The organism is Lelliottia sp. JS-SCA-14 (genome assembly GCF_035593345.1).
GTDB lineage: Bacteria > Pseudomonadota > Gammaproteobacteria > Enterobacterales > Enterobacteriaceae > Enterobacter > Enterobacter wanjuensis.
Window position 1 is genome coordinate 668053 of the sequence record NZ_CP141606.1, and the last position, 16875, is coordinate 684927.

Sequence of the window (16875 nt, forward strand, 5' to 3'; positions counted from 1 at the left end):
ATGAAACCAATCAGTCCGAGCTGTACCGCTGGTAAACGAACTGGCAAGGTGGTGACACTGATATGTGGAACACCGTGTGGCGCGTTTGCGTCCAAACTGAACGTCTGACAGGAGAGCCACAATGTCTGCCAACCATGCTGCGTTTAATCTTATTTTCCGATTCGTTGAAAACTATGTCAGTCCCGTCGCCGGGCGCATCTCATCCCAGCGTCACGTGATGGCGATTCGCGACGGATTTATTTCCGCGATGCCATTTATGATTGTCGGATCATTCTTGCTTGTCTTTGCTTATCCGCCTTTCTCGCCGGACACCACCTGGGGCTTTGCCCGCGCGTGGCTGGATATGGCGAAACAGTTTGAAGGTCAGATCCTCACACCTTTCGATATGACCATGGGTATCATGTCGATCTACATCTGCGCGGCGATTGCCTACAACCTGGGCAAGCATTACGTGAAGTCGCATCAGCTCGACCCGTTCATGTGCGCGATGCTGTCACTGATGGCGTTTTTGCTGGTGGCTGCACCGAAAACCAAAGGGGCAATGCCGGTCGATAGCCTGGGCGGAACGGGGATCTTTACCGCGATTCTGGTGGCGGTCTACTGCGTGGAAATGATGCGTTTCCTGAAGGCGCACAACATTGGTATTCGTCTCCCGGACCAGGTTCCACCGATGATCAAAAACTCCTTTGATCTGCTGATTCCGGTGCTGGTCGTGGTGCTGACGCTCTATCCGCTGAGCCTGTTTATTCAGTCCCAGTTCGACATGCTGATCCCTCAGGCGATCATGTCCATCTTCAAACCGCTGGTCTCTGCGGCAGATTCTCTGCCTGCTATCCTGCTGGCGGTGCTGATCGGCCACCTGCTGTGGTTTGCCGGGATCCACGGTGCGGCGATTGTCTCAGGCATGCTGCAGATGTTCTGGCTGACCAACCTTGGGATGAACCAGACTGCACTGGCGCAGGGCGCGCCGCTGCCGCATATCTTTATGGAAGCGTTCTGGACTTTCTTCATCGTCATCGGTGGCTCTGGCGCCACGATGGGACTGGTGATCTGCTATCTGCGCAGCCGTTCCGCGCACCTGCGTTCCATTGGCCGTCTGAGCGTGGTTCCAAGCTTCTTCAACATTAACGAACCGGTGATCTTCGGTACGCCGATCGTCATGAACCCGGTGTTCTTCATTCCGTTCCTGCTGGCACCGATGGTCAACGCCGTGCTCGCATGGGCTGCCATGAAGTTGGATCTGATTGGACGCGTGATTTCTGTGGTGCCGTGGACCGCACCGGCTCCGGTTGGGGCTGCGTGGGCGCTGGGCTGGGACTTCCGTGCGGCGGTGCTGGTGATTCTGCTGGCGCTGGTCTCGGCGATCATCTACTACCCGTTCTTCAAAGTGTACGAGAAGCAGTTGCTGGAGCAGGAAGCCGAAGAAGCGCAGCGCGCGGAAGAGGATAGCCAGCAGGTGGCTTAAACAAAAAGCAAAACGGCAACGCAAGTTGCCGTTTTTAGTGTTTGCGCCCTCACCCGAAGGGAGAGGGGACTCCAGTTATTTCAGCGTACAATCCCCACACTGCTGCACATCCGGCAGGCGATAGCGCTGACAGCAGGTGCGACGCACCAGCAGCCCGTCGCGCGGCACGACGGTGCGGAATAGCGGGTTATCCTGACCATTTGAGAGCTGTTTGGCAAAGAAGCAGGACTGGCGCAGAGCGTCGACGGTCTCATCACCCAGCACCGCTTTCATCTCTGTCAGATACCAGTGAATCAAATACCCGGTATTACTCCAGATAAGCTTGCCATTAATCTCTCCGGTCTCCTCTAGCGCATTCACCACCGGAATGAGTGCCTGCGTCACCAGCGTTTCCATCCGCTCCTGCGCGGACAGCACCGTGGCATTCCTGTCTTCATGTACGTCAATCCAGAAACAGGCGGCACGGCCGGTCTCATGAAATTCGACAAAGAAATGTTCCGGGGAAAGATCCAGCGCGGCATCCTGAGTTAACAGGGCGATCATTAGCGGCGGCACCATCAGGCCGATGTACCACTGCGCCCACAGGGAGAGTAGCGGTTTGTTTTCCCGCGCGAGGTTGGGCTGGTTACGATAAATATGGTCGGAATAGACTGCTAATAAGGACTGCATTTCTGCCGGGCGACGCCACTGGTCGAGCGTCATCGCCTGGTGCGGATGCGCTTCATCCAGCTTGATGAAATCCAGCAGGTAGGCGCGATGTTCGGCGATGGTTTCCCGTACGGAATCCGCAAGCGTCGTACGCCCGGCTGAGAGCGGGGCTCGCCAGAGGATAGGATCAACGATTTGCGCGGAACGTGTGGCCATAGGGAATCAGGATAGGAATCTAAATGATAATGATTGCCAATCCTAGCTATAGAGTAAACCGATCGCAAGCCTTTTGTCGGCAAAGCGAGATGCGGGGCTTATCCTGCCTGCAGCTCAGGGCTAAAGAGGATATTGTTGCGTCCCATGTGTTTGGCTTCGTACAGCGCTTTATCGGCTTTTTCGAGCGCCCCTTCGATATCTTCTGACTCATAAATCGCGATGCCGATGCTGATGGTGACGTTTGTCGCCACGCTCTCATTAAACATATGGGGGATTTTCAGGTCGTAGACCTTCTGGCGAATGCGCTCTGCGGTCTGGCGTGCCTGATCGAGCGTGACGCTGGTCAGCAGCACCATAAACTCTTCCCCACCAAAGCGAGCGACGATATCCCTTGAACGTACCGCGTCGCGTATCCCGGCGGAGACCCGAATCAGCGCCTGGTCGCCCATCATATGGCCATAGTGATCGTTGTAGGCTTTGAAATGGTCGATATCGAGCAGCAGGACGAAGTGCTCGCCCTGTTCCAGCGTCGGGAGGTTCTCCAGCCGGTTCTGCAGGCCGCGGCGGTTATACAGACCGGTCAGTGGGTCCATCATACTCAGATCGTTCAGCGTTTCTCGCTCCTCAAGCAGCCGGTAGAGCAGGTCCTGGGCAAAGCGGTCGTTACGTTTTTGAATCACGTGATGGATCGCAATCCCAATCATCGGCAGGGCGAGAGAGTAGACGATGCGCGGCCAGTGTTCAGGAGGGCTAAACCACAGACAAACGAGAAACGTCGGCAGAGAATGAATGGTAAAGGCTTTGATATCACTCGCAAATGCCAGCGAGCCAATAAACAACACGCTCAACAACGCCACCAGAAGAAAGGTGAACGGATCCTGCGTGATATGCATAAATTTCCAGGCAATATGCCAGGCCCAGATGCCACCAAAGATGAGTGAAATCAGCGGAATATTGATCTGCCGGGTTTTGTTTTTCCAGTGCCAGATAAGCAGCGACAGGCTGAGCGTGAAAATGAGCGCGACGGGCAGGGTGAGCGTATGCACGGTGTACAGCGGATTCAGCACAGTGAAAAGCGCTGACACGGTGTTCAGGAACAAAAATAAACGTAAAGATAACTGATATTTCTTGTGACGTAATGAACGCCAGGATTGTGCTGTCATGTCGGTATTTTTTTAGTAATGCTGAATTAAATCAAACTAATGGCTGCCGATGTGAGTCAAAAACTGCGAAATTATCAGGGGCTAAATTATCAGAAAATTATTATAAATAGTTAACAGGTGTGCAATTTATCACCTTACACATTTCCTGTCATTACGGGAAAGGTAAAGGTTGTTGGATTGTGTTGGCCAGTGCTGACAAATGAGAAAACCTATCATATGATATTGGTTATCATTATCGCATTGAGAGAGAAAAACATGTTGAGCAAGGCGCTGGGAAGTGGATGGGGTGTGCTGCTGCCGGGGATCGTTATCGCCGGGCTGACATTCGCCGATCTCTCATTGGACGTCTGGAAAGCGATTATTGTCTCGGGTCTTTTGGTCACATCAGGAATGATTTGGCACAAACAGCTGCGGCATTTCGTCTTGCTGCCATCATGCGTTGCGTTAATCAGTGGAATGCTGGTGATAATGATGAGTTTGAAATAACAGGGAGAAGCAGAGAGAAATCAGGGAGGAGATAAGATAAGTGGTGCGAAGAGGGGGACTTGAACCCCCACGTCCGTAAGAACACTAACACCTGAAGCTAGCGCGTCTACCAATTCCGCCACCTTCGCACTGTTATCTTATTCTTTTTGATATCGCCTCGTTGGTGCGAGGGGGGGGACTTGAACCCCCACGTCCGTTAAGACACTAACACCTGAAGCTAGCGCGTCTACCAATTCCGCCACCGTCGCCCGGTGAGAACAATATCAAACATGGTTTGTGGTGCGAGGGGGGGGACTTGAACCCCCACGTCCGTAAAGACACTAACACCTGAAGCTAGCGCGTCTACCAATTCCGCCACCGTCGCATACCATCAATACTTAAAAAGTATCGCAACCACGGAGGCGCATTCTAGATGTTTTCAGCTTTCCGTCAACAGATAATTGCCCAGGATGTTTTGATTGCTGCAAAAATGGGCGTTTGTATCGCCCGGACCGTGATTCACAGCCGGGCGGACGGGAAATTACTTCTTCGCCTGACGGGTCATCACCGTGCGGTAGACTTTAAAACGACCGGTCTGGGCCAGCACTTCGTGGAAGCCAAAAATCTCATCCAGCAGTTTTGGATAAGGCAGGAAGGCGTTGGCCACGATGCGCAGCTCACCGCCGCTGTTGAGGTGGCGAACTGCGCCACGGATCAGCGTCTGTGCCGCTTCGAGGCTGGTTTCCATGCCGTCGTGGAACGGTGGGTTGGAGATAATGATATCGAAACGGCCCGTCACTTCAGAGAAGACGTTGCTGGCAAAGACTTCGCCTTCGAATTCATTGGCCGCCAGGGTTGCACGGCTCGCTTCCACGGCTGGCGCGCTCACGTCGCACAGGGTCAGGCGCACTTTTGGTGAGTGGCTGGCGAGCACAGCAGACAACACGCCTGCGCCACAGCCGACATCCAGCACTTTCCCTTTGGTGTGCGGAGTGAAAGTGGAGAGCAGCAGCTGGCTGCCCAGATCCAGACCGTCGCGGCTAAAGACGCCAGGCAAGGTCTTGATGGTTAACCCTTCGAGCTGATATTCGCCCCAGGCTTTTTCGGCATCAAACTCCGGCTGTTTTTCCAGACGACCGTGATACAAACCACAGCGTCGCGCGCTGTCGATTTTGTTCAGCGCCGCGTACTCCGCCAGCATCTGCTCTGCGCTACGCACGCCGCTGCGGTTTTCACCAACGACGAAAACATCACTGCCCACCGGCATCATTGACAGCAGGTTCATCAGCTGGAACTGGGCTTCAGGTTTGTTCTTCGGCCAGTAGTAGATCAGCGTATCGCAATCGGCGATATCGCTCTGATCTGCGACCAGGCTGAAGCGCGCGCGATCTTCCATCTGACGGCTCAAAACCTGCCAGTGGTGGAATTGCTGGGTATGGGCGCGGCTTGCGGCGCATTCGAAACGGGCAGGCAGATCGTCTTGCATATCTCCGGCAAACAGAATACGGCTTTCTTCGAAATCATCACTGTGACGCAGCAAGACTTCACTTGCCGGGGTAAATGCAGACATGAATTGTTCCTCAATAAACTCAGCCGGGGATTATAGTAGTTTGTTGGCGGATATACGACGAATTTGCTATATTTGCGCGCCTGACAGACAGGAGTTTTCCCTATGACATCCCGACGTGACTGGCAGTTACAGCAGCTGGGTATTACCCAGTGGTCTCTGCGTCGCCCGACGGCGTTGCAGGGCGAAATCGCCATCTCCATTCCGGCACACGTTCGTTTGGTCATGGTGGCCGAAGAACTTCCTGCACTCACGGACACGCTGGTCAGCGACGTTCTGCGCACCTTAAAAGTGAGCGTAGATCAGGTGTTACAGCTGACGCCCGATCGCGTGGCGATGCTGCCGCCGGAGAGCCGCTGCAACAGCTGGCGGCTGGGCGTAACGGAGGAGACTCCCCTTGAGGGCGGTCAACTTCGCACGGCTGCACTGGAAGAATTGAAAGCAAACCCAAAGGCGCGAAGCGCGCTATGGCAACAAATCTGCGAATATGAACACGATTTCTTCCCTCACGACGACTGATCTCGCATCAGCGTTCGCGATTGAAACGCGCGCCCACGCTTTTCCGTGGAGCGAAAAAACATTTGCCAGCAATCAGGGTGAGCGCTATTTAAATTTCCGTCTGGATGTCGAGGGTGAAATGGCCGCGTTTGCCATTACCCAGGTCGTGCTGGACGAAGCGACGCTGTTTAACATCGCCGTCGATCCCGCGTATCAACGCCGGGGATTAGGCAGAGAACTGCTGGAATTTTTGATTCGCGAGCTGGAGAAGCGTGACGTCTTCACTCTGTGGCTGGAGGTTCGCGCCTCCAATACCGCCGCCATCGCACTCTACGAAAGCTTAGGTTTTAACGAGGCGACAATTCGCCGTAACTACTACCCGACTGCCGAGGGCCGCGAAGACGCCATCATCATGGCGCTACCGCTTGGATAACGAATAAGGTTGTAACGATGAAATGGGACTGGATTTTCTTTGACGCCGACGAAACGCTGTTTACGTTCGATTCGTTTGGCGGCCTACAGCGGATGTTTTTAGACTACAGCGTCACCTTTACCGCAGAAGATTTTCAGGACTATCAGGCGGTGAATAAGCCGCTTTGGGTGGATTACCAGAACGGTGCCATCTCGGCGTTACAGCTCCAGCATCAGCGTTTTCAGGGCTGGTCTGAGCGCCTGAACGTCTCTCCCGGTGCGCTGAATGAGGCGTTTCTCAACGCGATGGCCGAGATTTGCGCGCCATTGCCAGGGGCGATTTCCCTGCTGAACGCGCTCAAAGGCAACGTGAAGCTTGGCATCATCACCAACGGCTTTACCGCCCTGCAGCAGATCCGCCTGGAACGCACGGGCCTGCGCGATCATTTCGATGCGCTGGTGATCTCCGAACAGGTGGGCGTGCCTAAACCCGATCCGCGTATTTTTGACTATGCGCTGGAAAAAGCCGGTCATCCCGCTCGCGAGCGCGTGCTGATGGTCGGAGACACCGCCGAGTCCGATATTCTGGGCGGGATGAAGTCCGGTCTGGCGACCTGCTGGCTGAACGCGCACGATCGCGCGCTGCCGGAAGGTATCGAACCGACCTGGACCGTATCGTCATTGAACGAACTGGAGCAACTCCTGTGTAAACAATGATTGCCTGCCCCCCATTGATGGGTAAAATAGCCGCAATTTCGTATTCCATGATGCGTGGCCTCTGGCCGCGCTTATATAAGAAGATTTGATTATGACGTTGTCTCCTTATCTGCAAGAGGTGGCGAAGCGCCGTACTTTTGCCATTATTTCTCACCCGGATGCCGGTAAAACGACCATCACCGAAAAGGTGCTGTTATTCGGACAGGCGATTCAGACCGCCGGTACGGTAAAAGGCCGTGGCTCCAGCCAGCACGCGAAATCCGACTGGATGGAGATGGAAAAGCAGCGTGGTATCTCCATTACCACCTCCGTGATGCAGTTCCCGTATCACGACTGCCTGGTGAACCTGCTTGACACCCCGGGCCACGAAGACTTCTCCGAAGATACCTACCGTACCCTGACGGCGGTTGACTGCTGTCTGATGGTCATCGACGCCGCGAAGGGCGTTGAAGACAGGACCCGTAAGCTGATGGAAGTCACCCGTCTGCGCGATACGCCGATCCTGACCTTCATGAACAAACTCGACCGCGACATCCGCGATCCAATGGAAGTGATGGACGAAGTGGAGCGCGAGCTGAAAATCGCCTGTGCGCCAATCACCTGGCCGATCGGCTGCGGTAAGCTGTTCAAGGGCGTTTACCACCTCTATAAAGATGAAGTGTATCTGTACCAGACCGGTAAAGGTCACACCATCCAGGAAGTGCGCATCGTGAAAGGTCTGGACAACCCGGATCTGGACGTTGCCGTCGGCGAAGAGCTGGCCACCCAGCTGCGCGATGAGCTGGAGCTGGTGAAAGGCGCCTCTCACGAATTCGACAAAGAGCTGTTCCTGGCCGGGGAAATCACGCCGGTGTTCTTCGGTACGGCACTGGGCAACTTTGGTGTGGACCATATGCTCGACGGTCTGGTCGAGTGGGCGCCGCAGCCGATGCCGCGTAAAACCGACACCCGTCTGGTGGAAGCCGCAGAAGATAAATTCACCGGTTTCGTCTTTAAGATTCAGGCCAACATGGACCCGAAACACCGTGACCGCGTGGCCTTCCTGCGTGTGGTTTCCGGTAAGTATGAGAAGGGCATGAAGCTGCGCCAGGTGCGCATCGGGAAAGACGTGGTTATTTCTGACGCGCTGACCTTCATGGCGGGCGACCGATCGCACGTGGAAGAAGCGTATCCGGGCGACATCATCGGTCTGCACAACCACGGCACCATCCAGATCGGCGACACCTTCACCCAGGGTGAAATGATGAAGTTCACGGGTATCCCGAACTTCGCGCCGGAACTGTTCCGTCGTATTCGCCTGAAAGATCCGCTCAAGCAGAAACAGCTGCTGAAAGGTCTGGTCCAGCTCTCCGAAGAGGGCGCGGTGCAGGTCTTCCGCCCAATCGCCAACAACGATCTGATCGTCGGCGCGGTGGGTGTGCTGCAGTTTGACGTGGTGGTTGCGCGTCTGAAAAGCGAATACAACGTTGAAGCGATTTACGAATCCGTCAACGTGGCTACCGCGCGCTGGGTCGAGTGTTCTGACGTGAAGAAATTCGAAGAGTTCAAACGTAAGAATGAAATCCAGCTGGCGCTGGATGGCGGCGATAACCTGACCTACATCGCCCCAACCATGGTCAACCTGAACCTGACGCAGGAACGTTATCCTGACGTGCAGTTCCGTAAAACTCGCGAGCACTAATCCCCTCTCAGAGCACGGCGTCTGCCGTGCTCTTCTTAAACTCCTGCTTTATTAATCCCTTGCGGAATGTTCTTAATTCAACGCGTTTTCAGCGTAATTGCTCGTTTTTTCCCCGATTCTGAAAGCGGCTTTGTCAATGTGATCTATATTTAACTCAGTGTTTAACACCGGGCGCGGATGATAGTTCTGTTCAATGCGTGTTCATGAGTCTCTCATCCCGACCCTGTGTTTATTCGCAAAATTAAAAACTAGTATGAAGGGATGTTTGACGCTCAACTTCCGAGCAAACTACAGGAATACATCGATGAATATGACAAGCCTGAAGATTTCTAAAACTCTGTTAGCCGTTACGCTGAGTGGCCTTCTGGTCAGTGGTTCTGCACTTGCTGAAAACAGCGTGCAATCCACCGCGGATAGCGCAGGGCAAAAAATCGATAGCTCTATGAATAAAGTCGGTAATTTCATGGATGACAGCTCTATCACAGCAAAAGTGAAAGCGGCTCTGGTGGATGATGAAAACATCAAGAGCACCGACATTTCCGTAAAAACTGATAAGAAAGTGGTCACCCTGAGCGGCTTCGTTGAGAGCCAGGCGCAGGCAGAGCAGGCCGTCACCGTAGCGAAAGGCGTTGAAGGCGTCGCTTCCGTCAGTGACAAACTGCATGTGCGTGATGCCAAAGACGCGTCCGTGAAAGGTTATGCGGGTGACACAGCAACCACCAGTGAAATCAAAGCTAAACTATTAGCTGATGACATTGTGCCGTCACGTAAAGTGAAGGTGGAAACCACTGATGGTGTGGTTCAGCTGTCCGGTACGGTTGATTCCCAGGCGCAGGTTGAACGCGCTGAAACTATCGCTAAAGCCGTCGATGGCGTTAAAAGCGTCAAAAACGATCTGAAAGCGAAATAAGAACGACTTTTGGACAAAACGCTTGTGAGCACCTGAGCGCTCACATATAGCGGCTGACATTAACTATGGTTAAGGAGAGTTTTATGTTTCGTTGGGGCATTATATTTCTGGTTATCGCGTTAATTGCCGCCGCTCTGGGCTTTGGTGGTCTGGCGGGTACAGCGGCCGGTGCGGCGAAAATTGTCTTCGTCGTCGGTATCATCCTGTTCCTGGTCAGCCTGTTTACCGGACGCCGTCGTCCCTAGCTAAGCGTAATCAGCCTGTCGGAAAGCAACGCCGACAACACCACACTCAAAGCCAGTCCTCGCGACTGGCTTTTTCTGGTTTGAGTCATGGGGCAAGTTTGCGCTACTGTGTAATCATATAAAAACGAAAAACAGGTGCAGCAGTGGGCCAGAGAATTCCCGTTACGCTCGGCAATATTGCGCCGTTGGCGTTAAAACCTTTTCGCGTCGGACGACTCGCACTGGTGTGCGAAGGCGGTGGGCAGCGCGGCATCTTCACCGCAGGGGTGCTGGATGAGTTCATGCGCGCGCAGTTTAACCCTTTCGATCTGTTTTTCGGCACCTCCGCCGGGGCGCAAAACCTCTCCGCCTACGTCTGTAATCAGCCCGGCTATGCACGCAAAGTCATTATGCGCTACACCACCTCACGCGATTTCTTCAATCCTCTGCGCTTTGTGCGCGGCGGAAATCTTATCGATCTCGACTGGCTGTTAGACTCCACCGCCAGCCAGATGCCGCTGGCGATGGACACCGCGTCTCGCCTGTTCGATACGGGCAAAGAGTTCTGGATGTGCGCCAGCCGGGGCGATGACTACACGCCGGGCTACTTCTCGCCGCAAAAAGAGAACTGGCTGGATATTCTGCGCGCCTCCAGCGCGATCCCCGGTTTCTACCGCACCGCCGCGGCGCTCGATGGGATCAACTACCTGGACGGCGGGATCAGCGATGCGGTACCGGTTCAGGAAGCCGCGCGGCGCGGAGCACAAACCATCGTGGTGATCCGCACCGTGCCGTCGCAGATGTACTACACCCCGCAGTGGTTTAAGCGGATGGAAAAATGGCTGGGGGACAGCAGTTTGCAGCCGTTGGTGAACATCGCCAATTTGCATGAAAGCAGCTACAGCGCGATGCAGCGCTTTATCGAAAAGCCGCCGGGCAAGCTGAAAATCTTTGAGATCTACCCGCCGAAACCCCTTAACAGCATGGCGCTGGGCAGCCGTATACCTGCGCTACGCGATGACTACAAAACCGGGCGTTTGTGCGCGCGCTATTTCCTCGCGACCGTCGGCAAACTGCTGGCCGAGCGCCCGCCGATCCACCGGCATAAGCGCATCATCACTCCACCGGCGATTGTGGCCAACGACGCCCTGACAATGCCGCTGGTGAATGCCCCGCAGGCCAATGACACGACCTTTGACAATGAGGATCTGGCGTGACTTTCCGCTTTGTCGACACCCACTGCCATTTCGATTTCCCGCCGTTTACCGGCCATGAAGCGCAAAGTATTCAGCAGGCGGCCAGGGCAGGTGTGCAGGCGATTATCGTGCCCGCCATCGAAGCGGCGAATTTCAACCGGGTGCTCGATCTGGCCCGAACGCATTCCGCGCTCTACGCCGCGCTGGGCCTGCATCCGATTGTGATTGAAAAGCATCAGGATGCGCATCTGGATCAGCTTGAAAATCGCATTCGCACTGCCGGAGAAAAGCTGGTGGCGATAGGCGAGATCGGGCTCGATCTTTATCGCGAGGATCCGCATTTCGATCGCCAGCAGGCGCTGCTGGACGCGCAGCTTAAACTGGCGAAACGCCACGATCTGCCGGTGATCCTCCACTCGAGGCGCACCCACGACAAACTGGCGATGCATCTCAAACGCGCCGATCTGCCGCGAACGGGCGTGGTGCACGGTTTTTCCGGCAGCCTGCAGCAGGCGCAGCGTTTCATTGAACTGGGCTACAAAATTGGCGTCGGCGGGACGATTACCTATCCGCGCGCCAGCAAAACACGCGACGTGATGGCGCAATTACCCCTTTCATCCCTGCTGCTGGAAACCGACGCGCCGGACATGCCGCTGAACGGTTTTCAGGGCCAGCCCAACCGCCCGGAGCAGGCGGCGCGCGTCTTTACGACATTGTGTGAATTGCGAGAGGAACCCGCCGAAGCGATCGCCGATGCGCTGCTGCAAAACACCGACGATCTGTTTGGCATCACCCTATAGATAGAGCGCCGGGCGAATCACGGTGATCCGGCGTTTTTCCAGCGCGAGGGCCAGTGGTTCGACATCCTCCACCGTTGCGCTGCGCCAGCTGGCCGCTTCGCCATAAACCCCGTGGGCGTGAAAGGCGTTGATGCGTACCGGTACATCCCCCAGAGCGTGAATAAAGGCGCTCAACGGCCCCAGATGTTCGAAATAATCGCAACGATCGGGGATCACCAGTAGTCGCAGCTCCGTCAGGCGCCGATGGTGCGCCAGCCAGCGAATGCTGTGTTTGATCTGCGGGTTTTCGCGCCCGGTCAGGAACCGGTGATGTTCGTTATTCCACGCTTTCAGATCCAGCATCGCGCCATCCAACACCGGCAGCAGTTTTTGCCAGCCGGTTTCACTCAGCAGACCGTTACTGTCCACCAGACAGGTGAGATGCTTGAGCTTTTCATCCGCCTTGACGGCACTGAACAGCGCCACCAGAAACGGCAGCTGAGTGGTGGCTTCCCCACCGCTGACGGTGATCCCTTCGATAAACGGCGCGACCTTGCGGATCTGCCCGAGGATCTCCTCCACGCTAAAGCGGTGCGCCATCGGCGTGGACTGCTGCGGGCAGACGTGCAGGCAGGTATCGCACTTTTGACAGTCGCTCTCCTGCCACCACACCCGCCCGGCCTGAAGGGTCAGGGCATCGTTCGGACAGTGGACCACGCAGTCGCCGCAGTCATTGCAGCGCCCGATGGTCCACGGGTTGTGGCAGGTTTTGCAGCGCAGATTACACCCCTGCAGGAACAGCGCCAGGCGGCTGCCCGGCCCGTCCACGCAGGAGAAGGGGATAACCTGACTAACTAAAGCGCATCTGCTGTTCATGGCTGATCACGCGCGGCTGACGTTCAAGGATACGGGTATTGCGTGCGGCCTCTTCCCCGAGCCACGTGGTGTTGGTGCGAGAGCCCTCGGCGCGGTATTTCTCAAGATCCGACAGACGCACCATATACCCGGTGACGCGCACCAGATCGTTCCCGGCGACGTTGGCGGTGAACTCGCGCATCCCGGCGTTAAACGCCCCGAGACAGAGCTGAACCACCGCCTGCGGGTTACGCTTGATGGTTTCGTCCAGGGTCAGGATATCGCTGATACCCGAATGATAATGTTTGTGATGCGGCGCGACGGCCAGCAGATGGCTGATCGGGTCTGGCTCGTCGCCGTACGGCAGACGCGCTCCCGGCGTGGTGCCGGAATCCGAGCTGATCCCGGACTGGGCATGCAGCATCGCGCGCTGTTTCCAGCCGTGTTTGACCGGCGTGTTTTCGACAAACGCTGCCAGCTGTTCGCTGATGCGATACCCCAGCGCATTGGCCCGATCGTCCTTGCCATAGCGCCCGTCCAGCCCGGCTTTCTCGCACAGGGTGTTCACCGCTTCGGCCAGGCCGTACATGCCAAACATCGGCACAAAACGATCCGCTTCAATCAGCCCCTCTTTCACCAGGAAGCTATTCTCAAAGAAACCGGATTCCTGATAAAGGAAATCACAGCGCGCATCAATGATGGCGATCTGCTGTTGGCAGTAGTGCGGTAGCGTGCGGGTAAAGAAATCCTCCACCGATTCGCTGCTCTCGGCGATGGCCTTGAGATTGAGGCGAACCAGGGTGCTGCCACCGCCCGCCAGCGGCAGGGAGTTGTAACAACTCACCACGCCATAACGACCTTTTGTGAAAATTTTATCATTCACCGGACCATTAGAAATATGCGGTTTACTGCACTCGCAAATATTTTTCGCGACGCTCAACAGCAAATCGTCCGGCGTGATTTCCGGGTCGTAGATGAAAGTGAGATTCGGTGCAACCTGCTTCAGCTCTGCATCTGCGCGTAAAATAGCGCGCGTGACGGGGGTATCGGCAGGGCCGATGTTGGCGTGCATAAAGGCGTCGGGCAGGGTGCGATCGAGGTAACGCCAGAAACGTTTTATTCGGCTATCGATTTCGTCTTGTGTTAGAATTATAACATAAGGTTGCAGCAGTGCGTCGAGATGGCCGAGAAACACCGGCATCGATGTGACGGATGGAACATGGTGGTAGAGGATAGTCAGTAGCGACAGGGCGTCATCGAGATCTTTCGCCCCTTCCAGCTCTAACCACTCTGAGCCGTTCGCCAGGAATTTGGCGTAGTCCGGCAGAACGTAGCGCGGTTTGTAAGGCGCATGGCCTTCAAACATGTCGCAGATAAAGCCCTCGTCCAGTGCGGCGCGCGCCACGGCTGAAAGCGTGGGGTAGGGCAGATTGTTTTCCGCTTCCAGCGCCAGGAAATGGCGTTTCTGCTCAGGCGTCAGTACCGGGCTTGTCACAATTTGCTGGCAACGTTGTTGCATGGCATCGAGGCCGGAGGTGGACATGTTCGCTTCCTTTTATTCTGCGGATGATGGGCGGATTGTAGAAACTCATCGTGCGAAGGCATTTGATCCGACGTGGGTGATTGCTGTTTTAGCCAGCAGTTTGAAGAGTAAAGTTTGAAGTTGATCTCATTACAGTAATGCAAATTTGTACGCAGTTTTCATTAACTGTGATGAATGTCGAAGTGTGAATGCGGGTGAATGTTAGAATACTCACAGACCCGCACGGTGAAAATTTATACGGCGAAGCCGTTGGAGAATGTTATGACCGATTTAACCGCAAGCAGCCTGCGCGCGTTGAAACTGATGGACCTGACCACCCTGAACGATGACGACACCAATGAAAAAGTGATCGCATTGTGCCATCAGGCGAAAACGCCGGTAGGCAATACCGCTGCTATCTGTATCTATCCGCGTTTCATCCCGATTGCCCGTAAAACGCTGAACGCCCAGGGTACCCCTGACGTGCGTATCGCGACGGTGACCAACTTCCCGCACGGTAACGACGACATCGACATCGCGCTGGCAGAAACCCGCGCAGCGATTGCCTACGGTGCAGATGAAGTGGACGTGGTCTTCCCGTACCGCGCGCTCATCGCCGGTAACGAGCAGGTCGGTTTTGACCTGGTGAAAGCCTGTAAAGATGCCTGTGCAGCGGCAAACGTGCTGCTGAAAGTGATCATCGAAACCGGCGAGCTGAAAGAAGAAGCCCTGATTCGTAAAGCGTCTGAGATCTCTATCAAAGCCGGTGCGGATTTCATCAAAACCTCTACCGGTAAAGTGCCGGTCAATGCGACGCCAGAAAGCGCGCGCATCATGATGGAAGTGATCCGCGATATGGGCGTTTCCAAAACCGTTGGTTTCAAACCGGCGGGCGGCGTGCGTACTGCCGAGGACGCGCAGCAGTTCCTGGCGATCGCTGACGAACTGTTTGGCGCCGACTGGGCGGATTCCCGTCACTACCGCTTCGGCGCATCCAGCCTGCTGGCAAGCCTGCTGAAAGCGCTGGGTCACGGCGACGGCAAGAGCGCAAGCAGCTACTAAGTCTTTTATTGCCGGATCTGTAGCGGCGTAGGCCGGATAAGGCGCAGCCGCTATCCGGCATCAATACGACAGCCGGGTGGCGCGTTGCTCACCCGGCCTACAACGGCCTTCTACTCTTTCCCCTGGGGGTTACCGTGTTTCTCGCACAAGAAATTATTCGTAAAAAACGTGATGGTCATGCATTAAGCGACGAAGAAATCCGCTTCTTTATCAACGGTATTCGCGACAACACCATCTCTGAAGGGCAGATTGCCGCCCTGGCGATGACCATTTTCTTCCACGATATGTCGATGCCGGAACGTGTATCGCTGACCATGGCGATGCGGGATTCAGGGACCGTCCTGGACTGGAAAAGCCTTAACCTTAACGGCCCGATTGTGGACAAACACTCCACCGGCGGCGTAGGCGATGTCACTTCCCTGATGCTCGGCCCAATGGTGGCGGCCTGCGGCGGTTACATCCCGATGATCTCTGGCCGTGGTCTGGGCCATACGGGCGGTACGCTCGACAAACTGGAAGCCATTCCGGGCTTCGATATCTTCCCGGATGACCAGCGCTTCCGCGACATTATTAAAGATGTTGGTGTGGCGATTATCGGCCAGACCAGCTCTCTTGCTCCGGCGGATAAACGCTTTTACGCCACCCGCGACATTACTGCGACCGTCGATTCCATTCCGCTGATCACCGCCTCGATCCTCGCCAAAAAACTGGCAGAAGGTCTGGATGCGCTGGTGATGGACGTGAAAGTGGGTAGCGGCGCGTTTATGCCGACCTATGAACTCTCTGCGGCACTGGCCGAAGCGATCGTTGGCGTCTCCAACGGCGCAGGCGTGCGCACCACCGCGCTGCTGACCGATATGAACCAGGTCCTGGCCTCCAGCGCCGGTAACGCCGTCGAAGTGCGCGAAGCCGTGCAGTTCCTGACCGGCGAATACCGCAACCCACGTCTGCTCGACGTCACCATGGCCCTGTGCGTGGAGATGCTGATCTCCGGCAAGCTTGCCAAAGACGACGCCGACGCGCGCGCGAAACTGCAGGCGGTGCTGGATAACGGTAAAGCGGCGGAGATCTTTGGCCGCATGGTTGCGGCGCAAAAAGGCCCAACCGATTTCGTCGAAAACTACGCGAAATACCTGCCAACCGCGACGCTGAGCAAAGCGGTGTACGCCGATGCGGAAGGGTTTGTTTCCGCGATGGACACTCGCGCGCTGGGTATGGCCGTCGTCTCGATGGGCGGCGGACGTCGTCAGGCATCGGACACTATTGATTACAGCGTCGGCTTTACCGATATGGCGCGTCTTGGCGACAGCGTCGACGGACAGCGTCCGCTGGCGGTGATCCACGCCAAAGACGAAGCCAGCTGGCAGGAAGCGGCGAAAGCGGTGAAAGCGGCCATTAAACTTGACGACGCAGCTCCCGAAACCACACCAACCGTCTATCGTCGTATCACCGAATAGCGGTATACTGATCTGATCGGTTTTTTATGAATTTTTGAA

17 protein-coding genes and 3 tRNA genes are annotated in these 16875 nt (G+C 55.6%); 12 read left to right on the forward strand and 8 right to left on the reverse strand.

Annotation, left to right across the window (positions count from 1 at the left end):
* Positions 1-121 precede the first annotated feature (121 nt).
* Positions 122-1465, forward strand: a complete 1344-nt coding sequence (locus tag U9O48_RS03190; protein WP_100777747.1) for a PTS sugar transporter subunit IIC — start codon at positions 122-124, stop codon at positions 1463-1465.
* 75 nt (positions 1466-1540) lie between these two features.
* Here the strand turns inward: U9O48_RS03190 and fhuF are convergent, their stop codons facing one another.
* Both fhuF and U9O48_RS03200 read right to left on the reverse strand, forming a co-directional pair.
* The gene (fhuF, locus tag U9O48_RS03195) at positions 1541-2329 is read right to left on the reverse strand and encodes a siderophore-iron reductase FhuF (protein ID WP_282493453.1); all 789 of its coding nucleotides are present in this window, start codon (positions 2327-2329) and stop codon (positions 1541-1543) included.
* Positions 2330-2427: 98 nt separating this feature from the next.
* Positions 2428-3492: a sensor domain-containing diguanylate cyclase gene (locus U9O48_RS03200; protein WP_282493454.1), complete on the reverse strand. Its 1065-nt coding sequence runs from the start codon at positions 3490-3492 to the stop codon at positions 2428-2430.
* Positions 3493-3708: 216 nt separating this feature from the next.
* On the opposite strand from U9O48_RS03200, the gene U9O48_RS03205 reads away from it, so the two are divergent.
* Positions 3709-3978, forward strand: coding sequence for a DUF1435 domain-containing protein (locus U9O48_RS03205; RefSeq protein WP_100780767.1), 270 nt, complete (start codon positions 3709-3711; stop codon positions 3976-3978).
* 41 nt (positions 3979-4019) lie between these two features.
* Here the strand turns inward: U9O48_RS03205 and U9O48_RS03210 are convergent.
* From U9O48_RS03210 to rsmC, 4 genes are all read right to left on the reverse strand, one after another.
* Positions 4020-4106 (reverse strand) — tRNA-Leu (locus U9O48_RS03210).
* A 33-nt stretch (positions 4107-4139) separates the two neighbouring features.
* A tRNA-Leu gene (locus U9O48_RS03215) sits at positions 4140-4226 on the reverse strand.
* A 29-nt stretch (positions 4227-4255) separates the two neighbouring features.
* Positions 4256-4342, reverse strand: a tRNA-Leu gene (locus U9O48_RS03220).
* A gap of 156 nt (positions 4343-4498) precedes the next feature.
* Positions 4499-5527, reverse strand: coding sequence for a 16S rRNA (guanine(1207)-N(2))-methyltransferase RsmC (gene rsmC, locus U9O48_RS03225; RefSeq protein WP_285150403.1), 1029 nt, complete (start codon positions 5525-5527; stop codon positions 4499-4501).
* 102 nt (positions 5528-5629) lie between these two features.
* Here rsmC and U9O48_RS03230 point away from each other — a divergent pair, with 102 nt between their 5' ends.
* From U9O48_RS03230 to U9O48_RS03265, 8 genes are all read left to right on the forward strand, one after another.
* On the forward strand, positions 5630-6043 hold the full coding sequence (locus tag U9O48_RS03230; RefSeq protein ID WP_324723503.1) for a DNA polymerase III subunit psi: 414 nt from the start codon (positions 5630-5632) through the stop codon (positions 6041-6043).
* Complete coding sequence (rimI, locus tag U9O48_RS03235; RefSeq protein ID WP_324723504.1) at positions 6012-6455, forward strand: ribosomal protein S18-alanine N-acetyltransferase; 444 nt, start codon at positions 6012-6014, stop codon at positions 6453-6455. Before U9O48_RS03230 ends, rimI begins: the two co-directional genes overlap by 32 nt.
* 17 nt (positions 6456-6472) lie before the next feature.
* Positions 6473-7150, forward strand: a complete 678-nt coding sequence (yjjG, locus tag U9O48_RS03240) for a pyrimidine 5'-nucleotidase (RefSeq protein ID WP_282493458.1) — start codon at positions 6473-6475, stop codon at positions 7148-7150.
* Positions 7151-7241: 91 nt separating this feature from the next.
* Entirely contained in the window at positions 7242-8831 is a 1590-nt protein-coding gene (gene prfC, locus U9O48_RS03245) for a peptide chain release factor 3 (RefSeq protein WP_282493459.1), read from the forward strand.
* Positions 8832-9135: 304 nt separating this feature from the next.
* A complete protein-coding gene (gene osmY, locus U9O48_RS03250; RefSeq protein ID WP_282493460.1) occupies positions 9136-9741 on the forward strand; it encodes a molecular chaperone OsmY in 606 nt (201 codons plus the stop codon).
* Between the two features lie 83 nt (positions 9742-9824).
* The gene (locus U9O48_RS03255) at positions 9825-9986 is read left to right on the forward strand and encodes a DUF1328 domain-containing protein (RefSeq protein ID WP_002887716.1); all 162 of its coding nucleotides are present in this window, start codon (positions 9825-9827) and stop codon (positions 9984-9986) included.
* Between the two features lie 143 nt (positions 9987-10129).
* Complete coding sequence (locus U9O48_RS03260) at positions 10130-11182, forward strand: patatin-like phospholipase family protein (RefSeq protein WP_285153714.1); 1053 nt, start codon at positions 10130-10132, stop codon at positions 11180-11182.
* Positions 11179-11961: a TatD family hydrolase gene (locus tag U9O48_RS03265; protein WP_324723505.1), complete on the forward strand. Its 783-nt coding sequence runs from the start codon at positions 11179-11181 to the stop codon at positions 11959-11961. Before U9O48_RS03260 ends, U9O48_RS03265 begins: the two co-directional genes overlap by 4 nt.
* On the opposite strand, the gene U9O48_RS03270 is transcribed toward U9O48_RS03265, so the two are convergent.
* On the reverse strand, positions 11956-12816 hold the full coding sequence (locus U9O48_RS03270; protein ID WP_282493463.1) for a YjjW family glycine radical enzyme activase: 861 nt from the start codon (positions 12814-12816) through the stop codon (positions 11956-11958). The genes U9O48_RS03265 and U9O48_RS03270 overlap by 6 nt on opposite strands.
* Positions 12791-14338 carry a YjjI family glycine radical enzyme gene (locus U9O48_RS03275; RefSeq protein ID WP_324723506.1) on the reverse strand — a complete coding sequence of 516 codons (1548 nt, stop codon included), beginning with the start codon at positions 14336-14338 and terminating at the stop codon, positions 12791-12793. Before U9O48_RS03275 ends, U9O48_RS03270 begins: the two co-directional genes overlap by 26 nt.
* Positions 14339-14599: 261 nt before the next feature.
* On the opposite strand from U9O48_RS03275, the gene deoC reads away from it, so the two are divergent.
* Together deoC and deoA are read left to right on the forward strand one after the other, a co-directional pair.
* Positions 14600-15379, forward strand: coding sequence for a deoxyribose-phosphate aldolase (gene deoC, locus U9O48_RS03280; protein WP_285153718.1), 780 nt, complete (start codon positions 14600-14602; stop codon positions 15377-15379).
* Positions 15380-15513: 134 nt separating this feature from the next.
* On the forward strand, positions 15514-16836 hold the full coding sequence (deoA, locus tag U9O48_RS03285) for a thymidine phosphorylase (RefSeq protein ID WP_324723507.1): 1323 nt from the start codon (positions 15514-15516) through the stop codon (positions 16834-16836).
* Positions 16837-16875: the final 39 nt, after the last annotated feature.